Source organism: Pseudogulbenkiania sp. MAI-1 (genome assembly GCF_000527175.1).
Lineage (GTDB): Bacteria > Pseudomonadota > Gammaproteobacteria > Burkholderiales > Chromobacteriaceae > Pseudogulbenkiania.
Genome location: NZ_AZUR01000001.1, coordinates 2,378,606 through 2,399,520, shown reverse-complemented (window position 1 = coordinate 2,399,520; position 20,915 = coordinate 2,378,606). Strand labels below are relative to the sequence as shown.

The window sequence follows — 20,915 nt, the reverse complement described above, 5'->3', positions numbered from 1 at the left end:
TCTGCAGTTTAAATTGAAAAGCTTGGTAATTCAAAGGGCGTAAGAAAAGCGCTTATGGATTGCTACGGTTCCGCTCAAGGTTTGTGCCCATTTACAGATTTCGGATATATGTTTGTCCGTGTCAAGGGTTGCCTAGCCTTGAGTGATGGGTTGTATCAGTTTTTTACAAAAGTACCAAAGGAGGAAGACATGAAGTATTGCACAATGTCCATCAATAAGGTTGGTGGCTGGAGAAATGAAGTCATAAAGTATTTTAAACGGGTTGTGGCTGCATTCATGCTGGTCGTAATGAGTGTAGCCGCAGCACAAGCCGAGGATAAAGTTATTAAGGTAGGCAGCCTTGGCTGGGAAGACCAGATGGCTATTTCGCTGCCGACAAAGAAATTCCTTGAAAAGGAAGGCTTTAAGGTTCAGTTTACCAAGTTCAACGAATGGGGCATTGCGTTTGCCGCACTTACTAAAGGGGACGTTGACATTCTTTTGTCTAGTATTAACTACCTGACTGCAGACTACTGGGCAAAGAATAAAGATCGACTGGAAAAAATCTCGATTGCATCGTACGGTGTTTATCAAGGTCTTGTTGTGCCATCTTATGTTCCTATTGATTCGGTTGAACAACTGAACTCAATTGCGAGTAAGGTCGGTGGCAAGATTATTGGTATTGAGCCAGGCTCTGGACTGATGCGCGAGGTTAATGCAGCGGTTAAAGCTTATGGCCTCAAATATCAAGTAATTGATGGGAGCACTGCAGCCATGGTTGCCCAGTTGCAATCGTCGATTCAGCGCAAAGAACCCATCGTAACGATGCTGTGGAAACCGTCCTGGATGATGCAGAAATATCCTGTCAAATTCCTTAAGGATCCGAAAGGCATCTTCGCACCCCCGCAAGCTTACTACTGGATTGCTCGCAAGGGCTTCTCGGAGAAAAATATCCGCGCTCGTGAAGCAATCGCAAGTGTGTACGTTCCGATTGAGGATGTGGGTCAGATTAATAGTGCTATGAATAATGGCAAAACTGTGGAGCAAGCTGTGGATGCTTGGTGGCAGCAAAACAATGGACTGATCCAACGCTGGTCCGTAATGTCTTCCAAGTAATTTAAGAGTAGATAGCGGGGCCTGGCTCTCGTCGGGCTCCGTTCCCAAGTCACCCACAGTTCACACACAGAGCAATATGATGATGATGAAGCCGGCACCTGAATTCCGACCCGCTAGTCGCACGAAGGTAGTTGAATGCCGCTCAGTATGGAAGTTTTTCGGCGACAACGGATCAGCCGCTGTAGAAGCGGCCAAAAAAGGCACTCACGATAAAGATCAAATTCTTGAACAGTTTGGTTGTGTTGTTGCTGTTGCGAACGCGTCCTTTGAAATATATGAGGGTGAGACATTTTGTATTATGGGATTATCGGGTAGTGGTAAATCTACTCTCATCAGACATTTTAACCGCCTCATAGAGCCAAGTGTTGGCGAAGTGATTGTGCGTGGCCAAGACATCTGCAAGTTGAATAGCAGTGATCTTAGGGCTATGCGTGCAAAGCATATTGGGATGGTGTTTCAGCATGTAGCACTCCTGCCATATCGCACAGTGCTACAAAACGTTGCACTCCCACTGGAAGTTCAACAGCTGCCTAAAGGCAAGCTGATTGAAACTTGTATGAACGCGTTGGAGACCGTCGGTCTCAAGAACTGGGCCGACAGATATCCAGGAGAACTTTCTGGTGGGATGCAACAGCGAGTTGGTATCGCTCGCGCTCTTGCTGCGAACCCCGAAATTCTTCTTATGGATGAGCCTTTTAGTGCATTGGACCCGCTTATCCGAAAGCAGTTGCAGTTTGAATTTAGACAGCTATCGACGCATCTCAATAAGACATCTATTTTCATTACTCACGACTTGGAGGAAGCAATTCGAATTGGTGATCGCATTGCCATTATGAAGGAGGGCCGAATTGTTCAAATCGGTACTCCTGAAGAAATTGTGTTGCGGCCAGCCGATGACTATGTTGCTAGCTTCGTTGAAGGTATTTCTCGTTTGCACCTCGTTAAGGCTCATTCGATTATGAGTAAGTCTGAGATTGCAAATCAAGCTCCTGCTCAAGTGCCGCATGCTGATATTGATGATGATCTGCAGGCAATGATTGATCTTGCCCTGAATCATGGAGCCGATCAAATCGCAATTAAAGATCATGGTCGAACAGTTGGCATGGTGAACCGCGAAGGTCTCTTGAAGGCCGTACGAGGTATTGATGTCAGCTGATTGCTGCTACGTGCACATTTACATGAGGGAAATGAGATGTTGGAGATAACAGACTCCTTCGATGTGATAGTCGATAGTAGTCTTGCGTGGATTAACGACAACGCGACTACGGTTTTTAACTTTGTTCGACTTATTCTCGATGGTGCATTCCACTCTTTTAATGCACTACTCTCGGCAATGCCATCTTGGGTGTTCATACTTCTAGTACTGACCGCTGGGTGGTTTTTCGTTGGGAGGTTTTTTGCGGTTGCTGCAGCCGCAGGTTTATGGCTATGTCAAGCGATGGGGTTGTGGGCGGAGACCATGACTACATTGACACTTGTGCTAAGTTCGACATTGATTGCACTTGTGATTGCAATTCCTACGGGGGTGCTCTTAGGGTTGACCGCTGGTTTGGTTAAAGCTAGTGATGTTGTTCTTGATTTTATTCAGACAATGCCCGCTTACATTTATCTCCTTCCTGGAATTGCATTGTTAGGATATGGCCCAGCTACTGCAATGTGTGCAACAAGTTTAGTAGCGATACCGCCAGCAATGCGATTGACAGCTCATGGAATTAGAATGACCCCTATTCAGTTTCGGGAGTTGGGTGAAGCTGTTGGAATGAAGCCCTTACATGTGCTCATCAAAATTCGGATACCTTTTGCTTTTCCATCAATTTTGGCTGGCATTAATCAAAGCTTAATGCTCGGTTTCGGCATGGTTGTAATTGCCGGTATCGTTGGCTCTGGGGGACTTGGCCAAACTGTATATGACGCTGTACGGACACTCCAGATTGATAAATCTGTAAATGCGGGTATTGCGATAGTCGTGTTGACGATTGTGTTGGATCGTTTTTCTCAGCGTCTTGGAATGATTAAATCGGGGAGGGCGAATGAGTAATTTCGAAATATCACCGGGATCTATTGCAGCTCCAATTCTTTTCTGGTTGAACGTAAATTATCACGACGCTTTTTCTGGCGTTGCTGCTTTTTTTGATTTCTGGGTGTCGAGTATAGTTTGGGTGCTTTCAAGTGTTCCTGCACCTATCGTAGTCGGTGTGCTCTCAATGCTGGCTTTGGTTTTTGCAGGCTGGCGGCGTGGAGTTTTAACTATTGTCGGGTTTTCGGTATGTATTCTTCTTGGAATGTGGGAGGCAACCGTTCAAACAATCGCATTGGTTACCATGGCTGTTGTGTTTTCTATAAGTGTCGGAATACCAATTGGAGTCATGCTATCCAGAAGTAAGAAATTACAGGTTATTTCACGACCACTTCTAGATGTTATGCAAACTTTGCCGCCCTGGGTATACCTTGTTCCTTCGGTCGTGCTTTTCGGTTTGGGATCGATTCCAGCCTTGATTTCGACGGTAGTTTATGGGATTGCGCCAATGGTTCGCCTGACAGTTTTGGCAATGGAACAAATTCCACAAGAACGTATTGAGCTCGGGGCTGCAATTGGTCTCAAAAAATTTGATATCCTGAGGAAAATTGAGCTGCCATCTGCACTGCCAACGCTTCTGGTTGGTGTTAATCAGTGCATTCTCCTTTCGCTTGCTATGGTCGTTCTGGCCGGGCTTGTCGGCGCTGGAGGTCTTGGTGCTGAAGTTACTCGTGGGTTAACTCGAATGGAATTTGGGCTTGGTTTACGTGCGAGTCTGTCTATCGTGATTCTTGCGATCATTATGGATCGTGTTTTCCGTGGATCCATTCCACAAGTGTATTTGACAAAAAATTAATTCGGATGGGTTTGCCCGGGGCGGTGGTTTTAATTTTCAAATTTTGGTGTGAAGAAATTTTCTGGCGCAATCTCATAGTGGTTGCACACCTTTTTTGAATTAAAATTGGTGCCCTGGTCGGTTTCTCGATTTTATGTTGAAGAATTTAAAACGCAATTGTTTGAAAAGAGCTGGCTGGGGTCATTTGTGGCGTTTTTTAAAATAGCCTGCCTCAGGGGCCGAGTCTTCTATGTCGTGGAATTTTGGTATGCCGTTACTCAATTTACGGTTTATGCCTTTCTGGGGTTCTTTTGACGATGAAAATTACACTTACGCCACAGGATGATGTGTCATGCGGATGGTTTCACTTGAGCAAACCGAGGAAGCCGAAGCCATCCCATGAGGGGACAAGTGCTGCGCGATGGGTTGTTGTGGGTGCCGGTTTTACGGGACTAGCTGCCGCTCGGCAACTAGCAGTTCATTATCCCAATGATGAAATCATTTTGATTGAGGCTCAGGTGGTCGGTTATGGTGCGTCCGGACGCAATGCTGGATTTGCTATAGATCTTCCACATGATATCGGAGCCGAAGATTACATTGGTGATATTGAAATCGCAAAGAAGACTCTGAAGCTTAACACAATGGGGCAAACGATCATTAAAGATCTGACGCGCCAATATTCTATCGATTGTCAACTAAGAGAATCTGGGAAGTATCAGGGGGCTGTTGAGCCACGTGGTATTGCTGTGCTCGATGCCTATCGCCGCGGATTAGACAAACTCGGCCAGAACTACGAGATGATCGAAGAAGCAGACCTACCTGGACATCTTGGTACGACATTTTACAAGAAAGCGATTTTCTCTCCGGGTACTGTTCTACTTCAGCCATCGGCGCTCGTGAAAGGCTTGGCTGATTCACTTCCGGATAACGTTACTCTTTATGAGAATACGTTAATAACCGATGTAGAGTATGGGCAAAAGATTGTTTTGTCACATCAATCTGGGAAAATTATTGCCGATAAGCTTGTGCTCGCAAATAATGCATTTGGTATGGGGTTTGGGTTTTTAAAGGGTAGGATGTTGCCGGTGTTTACATATGGAAGTCTTACTCGTGTGCTCAGTGAAGAAGAACAGTCGCGACTTGCTGGGAAATCATTCTGGGGTCTGACGCCGGCGGATCCTTTTGGTTCTACGATTCGCAGGACAGCTGATAACCGAATTTTCGTAAGAAATAGCTTCAGTTTTAATCGTGATGGAAAAAGTCACGAAAAATACCTGCAGCGGTTTGTAAGGCGACACCGGGAATCATATGAGAGACGCTTTCCTATGTTATCTGGTGTTGAATTTGATTATACATGGGGTGGTTCGCTTTCCTTGTCCCGTAATCATATGGGGCATTTTGGTGAACTGCGACCAAATGTGTACGGTGCACTTTGTTGTAATGGCTTAGGTGTAACGCGTGGCACAGTAACAGGAACATTGCTTGCTGATTGGCTTGCAGGCCAACGTAATGAAATGATTGATTTCTTGTTGAAATCTAATGGGCCGAATGCCAACCCACCAGAACCATTTCTCTCGATTGGCGTAAATGCAACCTTGATGTGGTCGCAATTTCGTGCAGGGAAAGAATCCTGATCAATTGTAGAAAATTGTAAGTAAGGTGGTGTTTCCGTCTTGCTTGCCGTCAGGTAACTTACCTTAGTACTTTTTGTCGATAATTGTATGAATCGAAGTTCTATAAATCGAATCCTTCGGAGTAATTATATGCAGTCTCAACTCATTGTAATGCTGACCCAAAACGATATTACCGTGAAAAATGCAAGTGAAATATTTGATTCTTGCAAAGATTTGCCTGTCAACTATTGGGGTTTTAAGAATGTAGGCATTTCCCCTGATGCTACTCGCGACCTGATAGCTGCTATGAAAAAGCACAACAAGGTAACTTTTCTTGAGGTGGTAACTTACACTGAGGAATCTTGCCTTGAGTGTGCAAAAATGGCTGTTGATTTTGGTTTTGATTATCTCACTGGGACTCGATTTTTCCCCTCTGTGGCTGATTTTTTAAAGGATAAGCCCATCAAATATTATCCTTTTGTTGGTAATGTTGGTGGCAGTCCTGTAACTTTAACGGGCACAGAGCAAGATATTTTGAACGATTGTAAACGCCTTGAGCAGGCTGGGGTCCATGGTCTGGATCTTGTGGCTTATCGATATGTTGATGGTGATCCGGTTGCGCTTGCTAAATCGGTGGTGGCATCTGCTACAACCGAAGTTATTCTTGCTGGCAGTATTGCTAGTGAAGAACGTATCCGTATTGTTAATGAAATTAACCCATTTGCCTTTACTATGGGCAGCGCTTTGTTTGATAAGCTGTTTGTGCCGGATGGTGATTTCCGTGCGAATCTTGAGAAAGTCATCGATGTGATGAATTCTCTTTGATTCAATTTGGTAAAAAGTGAGGAGAATGTATGAATGGCGAACTAAAAAAACCTTCTGCAACGAAAATTTTTATGGAGGGGCCGGAAGTTGTACGGCTTTACTTCAAAACCGAAAAGCTGACTTTTGGCACTTCACAACTGAACCCTGGCCAAACTGGTGCTGTTGATCCAGGACACCCGGATTCTCACGAAGTTTTCTTCGTAGTTCGTGGCACCGTGCTCCTGAGGGTAGGGGATGTATATCACGAAATGCACGAAGGAGATGCCGTCCTGGTTCCTCCCGCAATTCCACATCAACTCACTAATATTGGCTTGGACATTGCTCTCGTGTCGTTCAGCCTTGCCCCTAGTGAGTTTTGATTTCAGCCTACAGTGAATTTTTAATTGTGAGGTTTCCATGAGGTTTGTATTAGGAGTTGATGTCGGAACTACCGCTATCAAGGCTGCTGTTTTTGATGAGCGTGGGAGTGTAAAAGGTAGCCACACATGTGAATATCAGCTACTTACACCTTCTTCAGGAATGGTTGAGTTAGATGCTCATTCGTACATCGAAGCTTTTCAATTGGCTGTATCTAATGCCATCAAGCAGTCAAACGTGCCTAAAGATGATATTGTATCATTGGGTATTTCTGCCCAAGGTGAGACGATATTTTTCTTGGATGAAGACGGTGTGCCTTTGCGCCAGGCTATTGTTTGGATGGACAACCGTGCTAATGAAGAGGCCGCTTGGCTTGAATCTCAATTGGGGCGAGAGGCTGTTCATAAGAAAACAGGGCAGGTTGGTATGTCGGCTATTTGGCCAGCATCCAAAATTCTTTGGGTAAAGAAAAATGAACCAGAAGTATTTTCCAAGGCTGCAAAAATTCTTTTGATTGAAGATTATTTCATCTATTTGCTGACTGGTAAATTTGCGTCTGAAGATTCCCTGCTTTGCTCTAGCATGTATTGGGATATCAATACTCGAAAGTATTGGCCGGAAATGCTTGAACTTCTGGGGGTCAGAGAGTCTCAGCTTCCCGAAATTTGTCACCCCGGCACACCAATTGGCAATGTGTCTTCTTTAGCAGCGACTGAATTTGGTCTGTCTACCAAGACATTGGTATGCCTTGGTGCCCTAGATCAAGCTTGTGGGGCGATTGGCGTTGGCAACGTTCGGCCTGGTATTTTTTCGGAAAGTACTGGAGCGGCATTGGCTTCTGTCGCTATGACGACTCACCCTGTGATTGATCCAGCAGGTGAGATGCCCTGCTTTGCAAGCGGAATTCCTGGGTTGTATATGCTTCATGCCTACTCTACTGGTGGCATGGCTATTCGTTGGTTCAGAGATACTTTCTGTGAAGCAGAAATTGATATGGAGAAATCCGGCGGCGAGAATGCATATTTATTGATTGACCGAGCTGTAGAAAGTATTGTTCCTGGCAGCGAGGGGCTGCGCGTTCTTCCTCACTTGCAAGGCTCAGGTCCACCGGATACTAATGCTTTGGCAAAAGGTGTTTTTCTTAATGTGACGTTAGCGCATTCCAAAGCTCACTTTGCGCGTGGGATCATGGAGGGGGTGACCATGGTGCTGCTACGAATGATTGAGGGAACTAGTGCTCAAGACGTCAAAATCGAAGAAATTCGTTCGCTGAGTGGAGGTGCTAAAAGCCGTGCTTGGTGCCAGATAAAGGCCAATGCGTCTGGACTCCCTGTACGTACAATGAAAACAACAGATATTGCCGCGTGTCTTGGTGCTGCTATTCTTGCTGGAGTAGGGGCTGGGGTATGGTCTTCTGTTGTTGATACGGCATCTAACTTTGCTGAGTACGATTTGGAGTATTTGCCTGAAGGCTGCCATAAGCCTATGTATGATGCGATGCTTGCAGAGTACAAGCTGTTGATGAAGGAACTTTCACCATCATTCATTCGAACAGCGTAATGTCTTGCATTGTCTCGTGACGCTTTAGTGTTTCGTTCCGGACGAGACCATCACCCGCATCGTCGGCAACTGGCCGGCGCGCTTCGAATCGCAGCGCTGGGTACGTATGGGCTAAAAGCTGACGCCGGCTTCCGCTGCATCGTCGAGCAGTACCTTAGCGATTTCCCCGCTGCCGTTCGGGTCGCCTGATCTTTTCCCGATCATCCAATTTCTTTTCCGCATGCCGGGCTGAGCGCCCGGCAGGGGAAAGGCTTGCCTGCCGGATTGGACGGGCAAGCCCTCCTGTGCGGAGTGGGAGCGCTGTCCATGAAATCGAATAAATCTACCAAGATCATCGCCACGCTGGGGCCGGCGAGCAGCACGGTCGAGAACATCGCCGCGCTGCACGATGCCGGCGCCGACGTGTTCCGCCTCAACTTCAGCCACGGCGCGCATGAAGACCACGCCGCCCGCTTCGCCGCCGTGCGCCAGGTCGAGCAGGCCTCCGGCCGCCCGATCGGCGTGCTGCTCGACCTGCAGGGGCCCAAGCTGCGCGTGTGGAGCTTCGCCGACGGCCAGGCCGAACTGGAGGCCGGCCAGAGCTTCAGCTTCGACCGCAACCCCGAGCCGGGCAACCACCAGCGCGTCTGTCTGCCGCACCCTGAGATCTTCGCCGCGACCAAGGTGGGCGACATCCTGCTGGTGAACGATGGCCAGCTGCGCTTTCAAGTCACTGCCGTGCACGCCGACCGTCTCGACACCACGGCGCTGGTGGGTGGCATCATCTCCGACCGCAAGGGCGTCAACGTGCCCGACGCGGCGCTGGCCGTGTCGGCGCTGTCGGCCAAGGACCGGCGCGACCTCGAATTCGGCCTGGAACTCGGCGTGGACTGGGTGGCGCTGTCCTTCGTGCAGCGCCCGGAAGACGTGCTCGAAGTGCGCGAACTGATCGGCGGGCGCGCCAAGCTGATGGCCAAGATCGAGAAGCCGCTGGCGGTGCAGAACATCGAGGCGATCATCGAGGTGGCCGACGCCATCATGGTGGCGCGCGGCGACCTGGGCGTGGAAATGCCGCCGGAAGAAGTGCCGTCGATCCAGAAGCGCATCGTGCGGCTGTGCCGCGAAGCCGGCAAGCCGGTGGTGGTCGCCACCCAGATGCTCGAATCGATGATCAAGGCGCCGGCGCCGACCCGCGCCGAAGCCTCCGACGTCGCCACGGCGGTGTACGACGGCGTCGACGCCGTGATGCTGTCGGCCGAATCCGCCGCCGGCCACTACCCGGCCGAGGCGGTATCAATGATGGAGCGCATCATCCGCCACACCGAGAGCGACCCGCTGCAGCGCCAGCTGATGCAGGCGGTCACCACGCGCCACCTCGCCAACTCCACCGACGCCATCGGCGCGGCGATCCAGACCGTGGCCGGGGTGCTGCCGGTGGGCGCCACCATCACCTACACCACCTCCGGCGCCACCGCCTTCCGCGTCGCCCACGAGCGCCCGGCCTCGCCGATCCTGAGCCTGACCCCGAACCGCACCGTGGCGCGCCAGCTCGCGCTGCTGTGGGGCGTGACCTCCTACGCCACCGAAGACGCCAAGAACGTCGAGGACATGGTGGAGAAGGCCTGCGCCGCCGCCAAGAGCACCGGCTACTACCAGGTCGGCAAGCCGCTGATCGTGGTGGCCGGCATCCCGTTCGGCACCCCGGGCTCGACCAACCTGCTACGCGTGGTCTGGCCGGAGTAAGCCCCCACCGCTCACACACACTGCACACAAAGGACATTGAGAGTGAACACCATCGAACAACTGCAAGCCCTGTATCCCGACGAAAACGCCGTACCGGCCGACTGCCAGATCCTCGCCCCGCTGCACCAGCGCACCCTGCTGGTGAACGGCCAGCTCAAGATGTGGCACGGCGAGACGCGTGCCGTGCAGTCGCCGGTCTACACCCGCCAGCCCAACGGCGAACTGGCCCGCGTCGAGATCGGCAGCATCCCAGTCACCGGCAAGGACGAGGCCGACGAAGCGCTGGCCGCCGCGGTGGCCGCCTACGACAACGGCCGTGGCGCCTGGCCGACGATGTCGGTAGCCGAGCGCATCGGCTGCGTCGAAGAATTCACCCGCCAGATCCTCGCCAAGCGCCGCGAGATCGTGAACCTGATCATGTGGGAGATCGGCAAGAGCCTGCCCGACTCCGAGAAGGAATTCGACCGCACCATCGTTTACATCAAGGACACCATCGATGCGCTGAAGAAGCTCGACAACGACAACTCGCGCTTCCAGATCGTCGACGGCACCATCGGCCAGATCCGCCGCTCCCCGCTCGGCATCACGCTGTGCCTGGGGCCGTACAACTACCCAATGAACGAAACCTTTACCACGCTGATCCCGGCGCTGATCATGGGCAACGTGGTACTGCTGAAGCCGCCCAAGTTCGGCACGCTGCTGTACTACCCGATGCTCGAAGCGTTCCGCAGCGCCTTCCCGGCCGGGGTGATCAACACCGTGTACGGCAAGGGCTCGGAACTGGTGCCGCACCTGATGAGCAGCGGCAAGATCAACGTGCTGGCGCTGATCGGCTCCAGCCGCGTGGCCGACCAGCTCAAGAAGGCGCACCCGAAGTCCAACCGTCTGCGTGCCGTGCTCGGCCTCGACGCCAAGAACGCCGCCATCATCCTGCCGGACGCCGACCTCGACCTCGCGGTGAAGGAATGCATCGCCGGCTCGCTGTCGTTCAACGGCCAGCGCTGCACCGCGATCAAGATGATCCTGGTGCACCAGTCGATCGCCGAAGCCTTCCTGCGCCGCTTCAGCGAAGCGGTCAACGCGCTCAATGTTGGCATGCCGTGGGAAAAGGGTGTGATGGTGACGCCGCTGCCGGACCACGAGAAGTGCAACTACCTGACCGAGTGCGTCGAGGACGCCAAGGCCAAGGGGGCCAAAGTGATCAACGAAGGCGGCGGTACGGTGGCCGAGACGCTGTTCCACCCGGCGGTGGTGTTCCCGGTCAAGGAAGGCATGAAGCTGTACCGCGAAGAACAGTTCGGGCCGGTGATCCCGGTGGCGCCGTTCGAGGACATCGAGGAGGCGCTGGACTACGTGATCAGCTCGGACTACGGCCAGCAGGTGAGCCTGTTCGGCACCGACCCGCACCAGATCGCCGCGCTGGTCGATCCGCTGGTGAACCAGGTCTGCCGCGTCAACATCAACTGCCAGTGCCAGCGCGGTCCGGACGTGTTCCCGTTCGCCGGGCGCAAGGATTCGGCGGAGGGGACGCTGTCGGTGCACGATGCACTGCGCGCGTTCTCGATCCGCTCGATGGTGGCGGCGAAGCAGACCGAGGCGAGCAAGAAGCTGCTGGATGCGATCGTGTTGTCGAATGAGAGTAACTTTATCAATACGCGCTTCATTCTGTGAGCTTTTCCCGGTGGCCGCCTGCCGATGGGCGCGGGCGGCCCATTTTTTTGCCAAGGAAGCTCACGAATAACTCGGATAGAGGCAGCTCATCCCATGAAAGCTAAGCTACCCGAGGAGACTCTGGCAGTGATCTTTGAGTACTTGGAGAGGTTTTACAATCGTTGCTGTCGGCACTCGACCCTGGGCTATCTCAACCCGGTTGAGTTCAAGAAACTGACCAAAGCAGACTCATTAGAGTGCCTGCAAACTCGGGGCAAGATCAATCCTGTCCATTAATGTTTGGCCTATAACGCGGCCGCCCAATTGCCCTTGTGCAGGGGCTACGCTGTCAGTTCCGCAGCAATCCATTTCTCATTCACTAGCTAGGAGCCTCCGCTCGACTTGATCCAGCGCCTCCTGGAGCAAGCCGAAGCCACCGCCATTTTCGAACGTAGTAGTCACTTGCTCGTTCAAGCCGCCCTTAGTGGTGAACTGTTTGCTAAGAACGTCGAAGGGGATCTGGCTGGCGATCGCAATGTCAACCAATCCTGCGTATTGGCTAGCTAGGTAGGTACGTGCCGACGCGTAGTCGATTCCACGCTTCTCGGCCCAGTCGGCATACGTATGAAGTACTCTAAAAAACAATTCCATGGTGGCTCCCATCGCAACCATGGTTTCCAACTGCGCCTCGCTGCTCAGTCCGACGGTCCCTCCGACCCGTTCGAACATCTGACGTACATCTTCGTCATCTGGAAATATAAGCGTCTTGCAGTTTCCATTGGCGATCGAAGGAAAGGGGACTGCACGAACAACACGGCCCGGGCGCTGTGCCGAGTCTCGTTCCAATCGCTCGCAGGTATACCCAGCTATAAGATTGATCACGATGTGCTCTTCCGAGAAACTGAGTTCTGACAGAACTTCCTGAGCAACCTGAGGGCGCACGGCCATAAATACACGTCTCGATCTGTCGACGACATCCTGATTGTCCTTTGCAACACGGACATTCGGATAACGCGTTGTGAGCACCGTCACAATTTCAGCACTCCTCGGGGACAGCCAAATCTCTCCCCGCACGCCGGCATGATCTACAAGCCCGGTTACGATTGCCTTAGTAATCGCCCCCGTACCTACGAAACCAATGGTAGTTGCATCGCTGCCACTCATGCAGTCCTCCTTCAGCATTAATAGTCTAGATACTTGTAGGCAGGATTTAGGAACTCTTAAATCCTTCGATTTTTGCTACGAGTGAGGAGGGGAGGTCAAGCTCAGTGACAGTATGATGGCTTCCGGGAATTCGGACGCCTTGCGCTGCCAGTCGTTCAAGCTGTGAAGCTAGACGTGCGGCAAAGTCGGGGGCAAGGAGATCTGGCTTAAACGCAACGATGAAGAGACCAACACCGGGGGATTGATTTCCTTCCGAGAATGAAGGCGCATCCATCGACCAGTTTGCGCCTGTCAGTCCCGCAGCCAAAATTTCGACAATGAAAGCAATGTTGGCCCCGCGCGCACCGCCGAACGCGAGGAGCAGTCCCTTTACGGCCTCGCGCGCATCGGTTGTAGGATTTCCAGCTGCGTCGACAGCCCACCCCTCGGGGATAGCCTCACCACGTTCCGCAGCCTGTCGTACGTTGACAAAAGCCGATGCGCTTGTCGCCTGATCAATGACGAATGGCTTACCGTTTTCAACTGGGGCAGCGAAAGACAGGGGGTTGGTACCGAAGACTGCTTTGCGACTTTCGAGTGTTGTCATATGAGCCACTGCATTGCATACGGCGAGTGATACCAGTCCAGCTTCAGCCAAACGTCGGGTGTAGTAGCCTAGTTCTCCGACCGTATAGCTGTTAGCCTGTGCAAATACCGTAACCCCATACGTGTGTGCACGGTCGACAATGTGGTCGAAAGCCCGATCAAAACCGAGTTGCGCAATGCCACCTTTTGCATCGACCCGGATCGCCGTCGGTGCGGGAAAGGTGATCTCGGGCTCCGCATCCCCAGCGATACGCCCCTTGGCAAAACCATCCAGATAGTCGACCAAGTGCGCAAAGCCTACCAAAGGTTTGCCGGCCCACTCTGCAGCGACCACTGCATTGGCCAGCGAAATGGCTACGTCATCACTTGCACCGGCATTTATCGCTGCTCGCCGTGCAATTTCTCGAGCGTCCTCCGTTTCATACCTCATCGTCTTCCTCTCAATTTGAACGGCAAAATGTTCAACTCGCTGCCCTTGGCAACAAATCTTGTGGAAACGGCACCCTTGTATTTCCTGACCTGAACTTCCTCGGTCAGATTGCCTGTAAAAACAGTTTCCAACATGCCATTCATGACAGAAATGGCTCCTTTTGTGTCAACAGTAGGGTGGAGTAACAGGCATGTTAGGGGAGGGAATTATAAATATGGGTTGTTAGTATCTTTTTTGTGTGTATCGTATACTAAAATTTGCTTGTGTAGCTGTCAAGTTTCGGACGTGGCACGACATTGTCCTCTGTAAAAACAGTCAGGAAAGCCCAGGGTCTTGCTGTCTTGTGCGACTTGATCTGCACAAAGACTTAGCGGGTGTCACGGTCCATCGCAACGAAATAGATAGCGTGGGGACGTTTAGTGGGGTAACTGTGGCAGGTATTCGACGTCGATGTGAAAATAGCCCCCCTTGTCAGTGGGGAGCATTCTGGGAGGGCAGGCATCGGTACCGATGCACTTCGCACAGAGCAGCTTACTGTGATCGCATACAGGAAGGCTGCCCCTCCTAATCTCTGATTTATAGAACCTTCATTGAATCGGTGTCGAAGCCGATCCTGGAGTAGAAGCGATCCAGTTCCCGTTGCTCAGGATAGACCCCTGTGTACATTGCCACATACTCAGGGATGCGTTTCATCCGTATTGCCATATCCTCCTTTGTATGCAGGGAAATATATCCAATTTGGATGAGGTAAACCGCTCGAGCACGGACGTCTGCTGTCTGCAGTGGCATGCCGAAGCGCATTAGCATTTGCTTGATTGCGTCAATGCGTAAGTTATCCGCAGCCTGGAGTTCCTCTTGTAGTGTCGGGGACTGAAGGGCCCAACTGCGGATTGCGAATTCAAGCTTGGGATCGAACATCTCCTTCCGGAACCAGCAGTCAGTGACGTTCAGCATCCCTTCGACGATCGTATCTGCGTATGCCTCAGACTGCCTTATCAAACTTCCCGTATTTTTGTTACGCCACCGGTCCAGCAGTCCCTCCAGGAGTTCGTCTCTGTCCTTGAAGAACCAATAGAAACTTGCCCGTGAGAGTTTGAGATTTTTTGCCAGCGGCAAGATGCGTACGGCATCCACGCCGGACTGGATCAACACCTCGTAAGCTGCATCGAGCCATACGTCAGGCGAGCCCCTCGATCCTGTTTCGATCATCACCATGCTCCATTTCGTTCACGAGAAGTTTAGCAGAAGCCTGTTGTAGAAATATACACATGTGTCTAGTGAGTGTACTTTAGTGTTAGTCATTGTTGACACATGTGTCTAGGTCAACTAACTTAAGGCTCACTACTCCCCTCATTTGGAGCCCAAACATGTCGAATGATCCGCTTCTCCAGCCGTTCAAACTCAAACACCTCACCCTGCGGAACCGCCTGATGACCAGCTCTCATGAGCCTGCTTATCCGGAAGATGGGATGCCGAAGGGCCGCTATCGTGCTTATCACGTGGAGCGGGCAAAAGCAGGGCTTGCACTAACGATGACGGCGGGCTCGGCCGCGGTTTCAAGGGATAGCCCCCCGGTTTTTAACAACATCCTTGCGTACAAGGACGAGGTTGTCCGTTGGATGAGTGAGTTGACCGATGCATGCCACGAGCACGGCGCAGCGGTCATGATTCAACTGACTCATCTTGGTCGTCGGACGCGGTGGGATAAGGCTGACTGGTTGCCTGTGGTTGCTCCTACCCATGTCCGCGAACCATCGCACCGGGCTTTCCCGAAGCTCATCGAGGAATGGGATATCGAGCGCATCAAGAAAGATTTTGCTGATGCGGCGGAACGGATGAAGGCCAGTGGCGTTGACGGGGTCGAGTTTGAGTCATTTGGTCACCTGCTTTCGCAATTCTGGTCGCCAATGAGCAACGAACTCCTGAACGAGTATGGTGGCAGTCTTGAGAATCGGATGCGATTCTCACTGGAGGTGCTGGGTGCAGTTAGGGAACGGGTAGGCCCTGAGTTCATCCTCGGCGTGAGATATGTCGCGGACGAGGATTGCGCTACCGGTTACGGCAAGGAAGAAGGGCTCCAGATTTCGCATCGTCTGAAAGACAGTGGACTGATCGACTTCCTGAATGTTACCCGCGGCCATATTGAAACCGATGCCGGCTTGACCGATCAGATTCCGATCATGGGTATGGCCAGCGCCCCACATCTGGAACTGGCAGGCGAAGTCCGGGCGGCCACTCGTTTCCCCGTGTTCCATGCGACAAGAATCCAGGACGTGGCCACTGCCCGTTATGCGATCGCGTCAGGCAAGGTCGACATGATTGGGATGACTCGTGCTCATCTTGCGGATCCTCATATTGTTCGCAAGATCATCGAAAAGAGGGAGCATGAAATCCGCCCCTGTGTCGGAGCGAATTACTGTCTCGACCGGATCTATCAGGGTGGTATGGCCCTCTGTATTCATAACGCAGCCACTGGGCGTGAGGAGACAATGCCGCACGATATTCCCAAGGCTGACGTCAAGCGCAAGGTCGTCATCGTCGGTGCTGGTCCAGCTGGTCTTGAGGCGGCGCGTGTTGCTGCCGAGCGAGGTCATGACGTTACCGTCATCGAGGCTGCAAGCAAGGTCGGCGGGCAAATCTTGCTAACTGCCCAAAGTGAAAGACGTCGAGAAATGTTGGGCATTACCGATTGGCGGCTCGCGCAATGTGAGGCAAAGGGTGTCATTTTCAAATACAACACGTGGGCGGAAGCAGACACGGTGCTTCAGGAAAGCCCTGATGTCGTTGTGATTGCGACCGGAGGGTTGCCACACACCGAAGTGTTGAAAGAAGGCAATGACTTGGTGCTATCTGCCTGGGACATTATCTCGGGAGGTATAAAGCTGGGTAAGAATGTTCTCATCTATGATGACGCGGGTGATCACGCAGGCTTGCAAGCTGCTGAGATTATCGCCGCGTCGGGCGGGAAGGTTGAGGTTATGACACGAGACCGGTCGTTTGCCCCTGAAGTGATGGCGATGAACCTGGTGCCTTATATGCGGGCTCTGCAAAATAAAGACGTGACATTTACCGTTACCTATACGCTCGATGAAGTAAGGCGCGATGGCAACGAATTGGTAGCCGTGATCGGAAGTGACTACGGCGGTATTCGCAAAGAACAACGCTATGATCAAATCATTGTGAATCATGGCACGCTTCCGAACGATAGTCTGTATTTTGATCTGAAGCCACTTTCCTCGAACCTCGGCGCGGTCGATTATGGTGACCTTATCGAAGGTCGTCAGCAGAAAGTCAACACGAATGAAGCTGGAAAATTCCAACTATTCCGTATTGGCGATGCTGTCGCTGGTCGAAATACGCATGCGGCTGTATATGATGCGCTGAGGCTGATGAAAGATATTTAATCGACGACATTATCGGTGGAAGATCAGCACCGACAGATGTTGGTGAATGCCGGTGCTGATACTGCAATGTGTAGTCGGTCTAAGTGTGGGTGTGGCGAATAAGGCGGTAGCTTGGATAACCGATAACTAGGCGAGCGGTGAGGATGTGTCTAAGAGCTTCCTCAAAAAGCGTGAGATCGTGTGGCCCAGATGGGTTCCTTACGCAGTCGCCGCGAAGGGCGAGCTGGTGGACTTGATCTGCATCGGACGCAGATCGAGGGCCCTGTTTGTCTTGAGAGGTGGAGGCATCCCGTTTGTGAGGTGGGCATGCCGCTAACCGCATGGCTGTTGGTATCCTAAAATTTAAATTTGTATACTATAATGGTGTTGCGGCACTATTAAGAATGCTCGAAGAAGGCAGGGTTTGAGATCATCCTGAACAGGAGGGGCGATTTGCTGGCTATCTTTAAGCACGGTGGTACCGGAGAACAGATCCTTCAAAGGAGAGGTAGAGAAATGAAAACATCAATGGCGAAGTCGGTTAGCTTGGGCGTTGTACTTTGTGCATCGGCAGGCTATGCATTTTCAGCTGAGTGCGGCGATGTGACTATCGCGAGCATGAACTGGCAATCCGCAGAGCTGCTGGCGAACATCGACAAGATTATTCTCAGTAAAGGTTACAGCTGTAACGCGCAATTGATCACGGGTGATACGGTTCCGACCCTTACCTCGATGGCGGAGAAGGGCAAGCCTGACATTGCTCCCGAAGCCGCAATTAACCTGGCGCCCACTGTGATAGAACGGGGGCTGAGCGAGAAGAGGCTAATCGCTACCGTAAACGTGTTGCCTGATGGCTATGTAGAGGGATGGTGGATCCCGAAATACATTGCGGATGCACATCCGGAGATCAAGACGATAGCCGATGCACTCAAGCAGCCAAAGCTGTTCCCGGCACCAGAGGATCCTTCGAAAGGGGCGGTATACAACGGACCGCAAGGCTGGGGTTCGACGGTCATCACGGGACAGCTGTTCAAGGGCAACAACGCCAAGAATGCCGGCTTCACGCTGGTCGCGACGGGCTCGGCTGCCGCGCTGGATGGTTCGCTGATCAAGGCCTACCAACGAAAGCAAGGCTGGCTTGGTTATTACTGGGCCCCGACCGCTCTTCTGGGTAAATACAAGATGGTCAAGCTTCGTTCGGTACCGCATGATGCCGCGGAGTGGAAACGCTGCACAACGGTGGCGGACTGCCCGAATCCCAAGCCCAATGATTGGCCGGCACAAGTTCCCAAGACTCTCGTGACCACCGATTTCGCGAAACGCGCGGGACCGGCTATCGATTATCTGAAGGCACGTTCATTCTCGAATGCCGAGGTGAATAAGGTGCTCGCTTGGATGACCGATAACCAGGCAAGCGGCGAGGATGCGGCGAAGCGGTTCCTCAAAGAGCGTGAGAGCGTGTGGACCAAATGGGTTCCAGCCGCAGTCGCAGCGAAGGTGAAAGCCGCTCTGTAAGACTTAATCCGCATCGAACGCAGAACGATGGAGTTCTGCGTTCGCTTTGAGCGATATCGAATGATATCCGGGAGCTTGTCATGGAATGGTTCAAAAACTTTCCTCAGTTAGACGAAATAACTCTTTTTACTTTAAAACAAGCCGTCGATGACAAATATCGAGCCTTCAGCTCTAATTACGGCGAAGGAATTGAGACATTTTTTTCGCCGCTTCAGAAATTTCTGAATGCAGCGGATGCTTTTTTTACGACTACCCCATGGCCGATCATTGTCGCATTGATCGCAGCGATAGCGTGGCTGGCTAGCAGGAGCATGAAGATTGTTGCCGGATCTGTCGTTATTCTGATGGCTATCGGCTTATTCGGCATGTGGGAAGATACGATGAGGACCATCTCGATGATTTTGGTCAGCACCATCGTGTCTATTCTATTTGGCATACCGCTCGGCATACTGATGTCTTGCTCGGATCGTGCCAGCAGAATTATCAAACCCATCCTGGATATCATGCAAACGATGCCGAGCTTCGTCTATCTGATCCCGGTGGTGATGCTACTTGGTATCGGCAAGGTTCCCGGCCTGATTGCGGTGGTTATTTATGCCGTCCCGCCGATCATTCGGCTCACCGACCTTGGCATTCGGCAAGTTGATGTGGAGGTCCTGGAAGCGGCAGACGCGTTTGGTTCTTCGTTCTGGCAAAAACTCAAGAATGTGCAGATACCTCTGGCACTTCCGGCCATCATGGCAGGGATAAATCAGACCATCATGATGGCGCTGGCGATGGTGGTGGTAGCCGCCATGATTGGTGTTGAGGGCCTGGGACAACCCGTTCTGAAGGCGATCGCGAATCAGTATTTCACGCTGGGCATCCTCAATGGCCTAGCGATTGTTGGGGTCGCAGTCATCTTCGACCGCGCCAGCCAAGCATACGGTAAGCGTTTGCAAAAGCACTTGGAGATCGTTCATGGTTGATCGCACCTCAGGCTCCTATGGCATCGAGATCAAGAATCTCTATAAGATTTTCGGTCCTAATGGCGCCGCTTACGTTGACAGTGTCAAGCAAGGGATGAGCAAAAGCGAACTCAACCGTCAGCATGGCCATGTCCTTGGGTTGAGAAACATCAATATCACGATGCCGGCGGGATGCATCCAAGTCATCATGGGGCTGTCTGGTTCGGGCAAGTCGACACTGATTCGCCACATCAACCGCCTGATCGAACCGACTGCAGGCGAAATTCTTGTTGATGGTATCGACGTCGTGAAGATGGACAAACGCACCCTTCGGGAATTTCGGCGACATAAGACCGCGATGGTGTTCCAGAAGTTTGCGCTGTTACCCCATCGTACGGTTCTTGAAAATACGGTATATGGGCTTGAAATCCAGGGTATACCGTACAAACAGCAGGTTGACTCGGCCATGCGTTGGCTTGAGCGAGTCGGACTGTCGGGCTTTGAAAAGCGTTACCCGAACCAGTTGTCCGGGGGGATGCAGCAGCGAGTTGGCCTCGCACGAGCGCTGACCAATGATGCTCCGATCCTTCTCATGGATGAAGCCTATTCCGCACTTGATCCGTTGATCCGAGTGGACATGCAAACGGTGCTGCTAGATCTCCAGAAGGAGATCAAGAAGACGATTGTTTTCATTACCCATGATCTCGACGAGGCGTTACGACTAGGCGACCGCATTGCCATTCTCCGTGATGGTGAGGTGGTACAGCAGGGGACCGGACAAGAGATCGTGCTCAATCCGGCGGACGACTATATCTCCCGCTTTGTGAAAGAAGTGAATCGAGGACGGGTGCTGCTTGTGGATAGTGTGATGGCGCGAGCCGGAGCGTCCTCCTTCAAGCCTCGTGTGAGCGTGCCTATGGGGACGACCCTGGAAGCAGCTGCACGCCGACTCGTCGAGGCCGGCGAAACGGAAATCGGCGTCATCGATGACTCGGGCAACTGTATGGGTGTACTCAGTCTGGAGAAGATCATGTCGGCGACCTTGGGAGGGGGCGCGGAACAGCCCTGGGTGAGTAGTGGACACTCGAGGTCGGGTGAAACGGAGGGTGCTGGTGGTGCGGTCAAGCTAGCGTCGAGATGAGCCACATGTACATCCCACATACCAGTCCCATGGCAACCTTGTTTCTACCAATAGTTTGGTAACGAATTGAGTATAG

18 protein-coding genes are annotated in these 20,915 nt (G+C 52.1%); 14 read left to right on the top strand and 4 right to left on the bottom strand.

The features are described from left to right. The first annotated feature begins 54 nt into the window (after positions 1 to 54). The 10 genes from PSEMAI1_RS0111185 (at position 55) to PSEMAI1_RS0111150 (ending at position 11,695) form a co-directional block, all read left to right on the top strand. The gene (locus PSEMAI1_RS0111185; RefSeq protein ID WP_198019603.1) at positions 55 to 1,095 is read left to right on the top strand and encodes a glycine betaine ABC transporter substrate-binding protein; all 1,041 of its coding nucleotides are present in this window, start codon (positions 55 to 57) and stop codon (positions 1,093 to 1,095) included. Positions 1,096 to 1,171: 76 nt separating this feature from the next. Then, positions 1,172 to 2,251: a glycine betaine/L-proline ABC transporter ATP-binding protein gene (locus PSEMAI1_RS0111180; RefSeq protein WP_198019602.1), complete on the top strand. Its 1,080-nt coding sequence runs from the start codon at positions 1,172 to 1,174 to the stop codon at positions 2,249 to 2,251. A 36-nt stretch (positions 2,252 to 2,287) separates the two neighbouring features. Beyond that, a complete protein-coding gene (locus PSEMAI1_RS0111175) occupies positions 2,288 to 3,133 on the top strand; it encodes a proline/glycine betaine ABC transporter permease (protein WP_024302960.1) in 846 nt (281 codons plus the stop codon). Then, on the top strand, positions 3,126 to 3,968 hold the full coding sequence (locus PSEMAI1_RS21295) for a proline/glycine betaine ABC transporter permease (protein WP_084612674.1): 843 nt from the start codon (positions 3,126 to 3,128) through the stop codon (positions 3,966 to 3,968). Before PSEMAI1_RS0111175 ends, PSEMAI1_RS21295 begins: the two co-directional genes overlap by 8 nt. Positions 3,969 to 4,264: 296 nt before the next feature. Continuing rightward, complete coding sequence (locus PSEMAI1_RS21290) at positions 4,265 to 5,581, top strand: FAD-binding oxidoreductase (RefSeq protein WP_084612673.1); 1,317 nt, start codon at positions 4,265 to 4,267, stop codon at positions 5,579 to 5,581. Between the two features lie 129 nt (positions 5,582 to 5,710). Next, the gene (locus PSEMAI1_RS21285) at positions 5,711 to 6,385 is read left to right on the top strand and encodes a hypothetical protein (RefSeq protein WP_084612672.1); all 675 of its coding nucleotides are present in this window, start codon (positions 5,711 to 5,713) and stop codon (positions 6,383 to 6,385) included. 29 nt (positions 6,386 to 6,414) lie between these two features. Continuing rightward, a complete protein-coding gene (locus tag PSEMAI1_RS21280; RefSeq protein ID WP_084612671.1) occupies positions 6,415 to 6,744 on the top strand; it encodes a cupin domain-containing protein in 330 nt (109 codons plus the stop codon). Between the two features lie 37 nt (positions 6,745 to 6,781). Further along, positions 6,782 to 8,302 carry an L-fuculokinase gene (locus tag PSEMAI1_RS21275; RefSeq protein WP_084612670.1) on the top strand — a complete coding sequence of 507 codons (1,521 nt, stop codon included), beginning with the start codon at positions 6,782 to 6,784 and terminating at the stop codon, positions 8,300 to 8,302. A gap of 306 nt (positions 8,303 to 8,608) precedes the next feature. Next, positions 8,609 to 10,024: a pyruvate kinase gene (pyk, locus tag PSEMAI1_RS0111155; RefSeq protein ID WP_029770651.1), complete on the top strand. Its 1,416-nt coding sequence runs from the start codon at positions 8,609 to 8,611 to the stop codon at positions 10,022 to 10,024. A 42-nt stretch (positions 10,025 to 10,066) separates the two neighbouring features. Continuing rightward, the gene (locus tag PSEMAI1_RS0111150; protein ID WP_024302957.1) at positions 10,067 to 11,695 is read left to right on the top strand and encodes an NADP-dependent glyceraldehyde-3-phosphate dehydrogenase; all 1,629 of its coding nucleotides are present in this window, start codon (positions 10,067 to 10,069) and stop codon (positions 11,693 to 11,695) included. 351 nt (positions 11,696 to 12,046) lie between these two features. Here PSEMAI1_RS0111150 and PSEMAI1_RS0111140 read toward each other — a convergent pair whose 3' ends face one another. The 4 genes from PSEMAI1_RS0111140 to PSEMAI1_RS0111135 form a co-directional block, all read right to left on the bottom strand. Continuing rightward, entirely contained in the window at positions 12,047 to 12,838 is a 792-nt protein-coding gene (locus PSEMAI1_RS0111140) for a pyrroline-5-carboxylate reductase (protein ID WP_024302955.1), read from the bottom strand. A gap of 46 nt (positions 12,839 to 12,884) precedes the next feature. Then, entirely contained in the window at positions 12,885 to 13,853 is a 969-nt protein-coding gene (locus PSEMAI1_RS21270; protein WP_084612669.1) for an Ldh family oxidoreductase, read from the bottom strand. Beyond that, positions 13,850 to 13,996: a hypothetical protein gene (locus PSEMAI1_RS21775; protein ID WP_156943124.1), complete on the bottom strand. Its 147-nt coding sequence runs from the start codon at positions 13,994 to 13,996 to the stop codon at positions 13,850 to 13,852. The genes PSEMAI1_RS21270 and PSEMAI1_RS21775 overlap by 4 nt, the downstream gene beginning before the upstream one ends. 433 nt (positions 13,997 to 14,429) lie before the next feature. Next, entirely contained in the window at positions 14,430 to 15,068 is a 639-nt protein-coding gene (locus tag PSEMAI1_RS0111135; RefSeq protein ID WP_024302954.1) for a TetR/AcrR family transcriptional regulator, read from the bottom strand. A 152-nt stretch (positions 15,069 to 15,220) separates the two neighbouring features. Here PSEMAI1_RS0111135 and PSEMAI1_RS0111130 point away from each other — a divergent pair, with 152 nt between their 5' ends. The 4 genes from PSEMAI1_RS0111130 to PSEMAI1_RS0111115 all read left to right on the top strand — a co-directional run bounded on the left by PSEMAI1_RS0111130 (position 15,221) and on the right by PSEMAI1_RS0111115 (position 20,839). Further along, positions 15,221 to 17,257: an NADH:flavin oxidoreductase gene (locus tag PSEMAI1_RS0111130; protein ID WP_024302953.1), complete on the top strand. Its 2,037-nt coding sequence runs from the start codon at positions 15,221 to 15,223 to the stop codon at positions 17,255 to 17,257. A 495-nt stretch (positions 17,258 to 17,752) separates the two neighbouring features. Then, positions 17,753 to 18,751, top strand: a complete 999-nt coding sequence (locus PSEMAI1_RS0111125; protein WP_024302952.1) for an ABC transporter substrate-binding protein — start codon at positions 17,753 to 17,755, stop codon at positions 18,749 to 18,751. Positions 18,752 to 18,831: 80 nt separating this feature from the next. Further along, positions 18,832 to 19,719: a proline/glycine betaine ABC transporter permease gene (locus PSEMAI1_RS0111120; RefSeq protein ID WP_024302951.1), complete on the top strand. Its 888-nt coding sequence runs from the start codon at positions 18,832 to 18,834 to the stop codon at positions 19,717 to 19,719. Further along, on the top strand, positions 19,712 to 20,839 hold the full coding sequence (locus PSEMAI1_RS0111115) for a glycine betaine/L-proline ABC transporter ATP-binding protein (protein WP_024302950.1): 1,128 nt from the start codon (positions 19,712 to 19,714) through the stop codon (positions 20,837 to 20,839). The genes PSEMAI1_RS0111120 and PSEMAI1_RS0111115 overlap by 8 nt, the downstream gene beginning before the upstream one ends. Positions 20,840 to 20,915 lie beyond the last annotated feature (76 nt).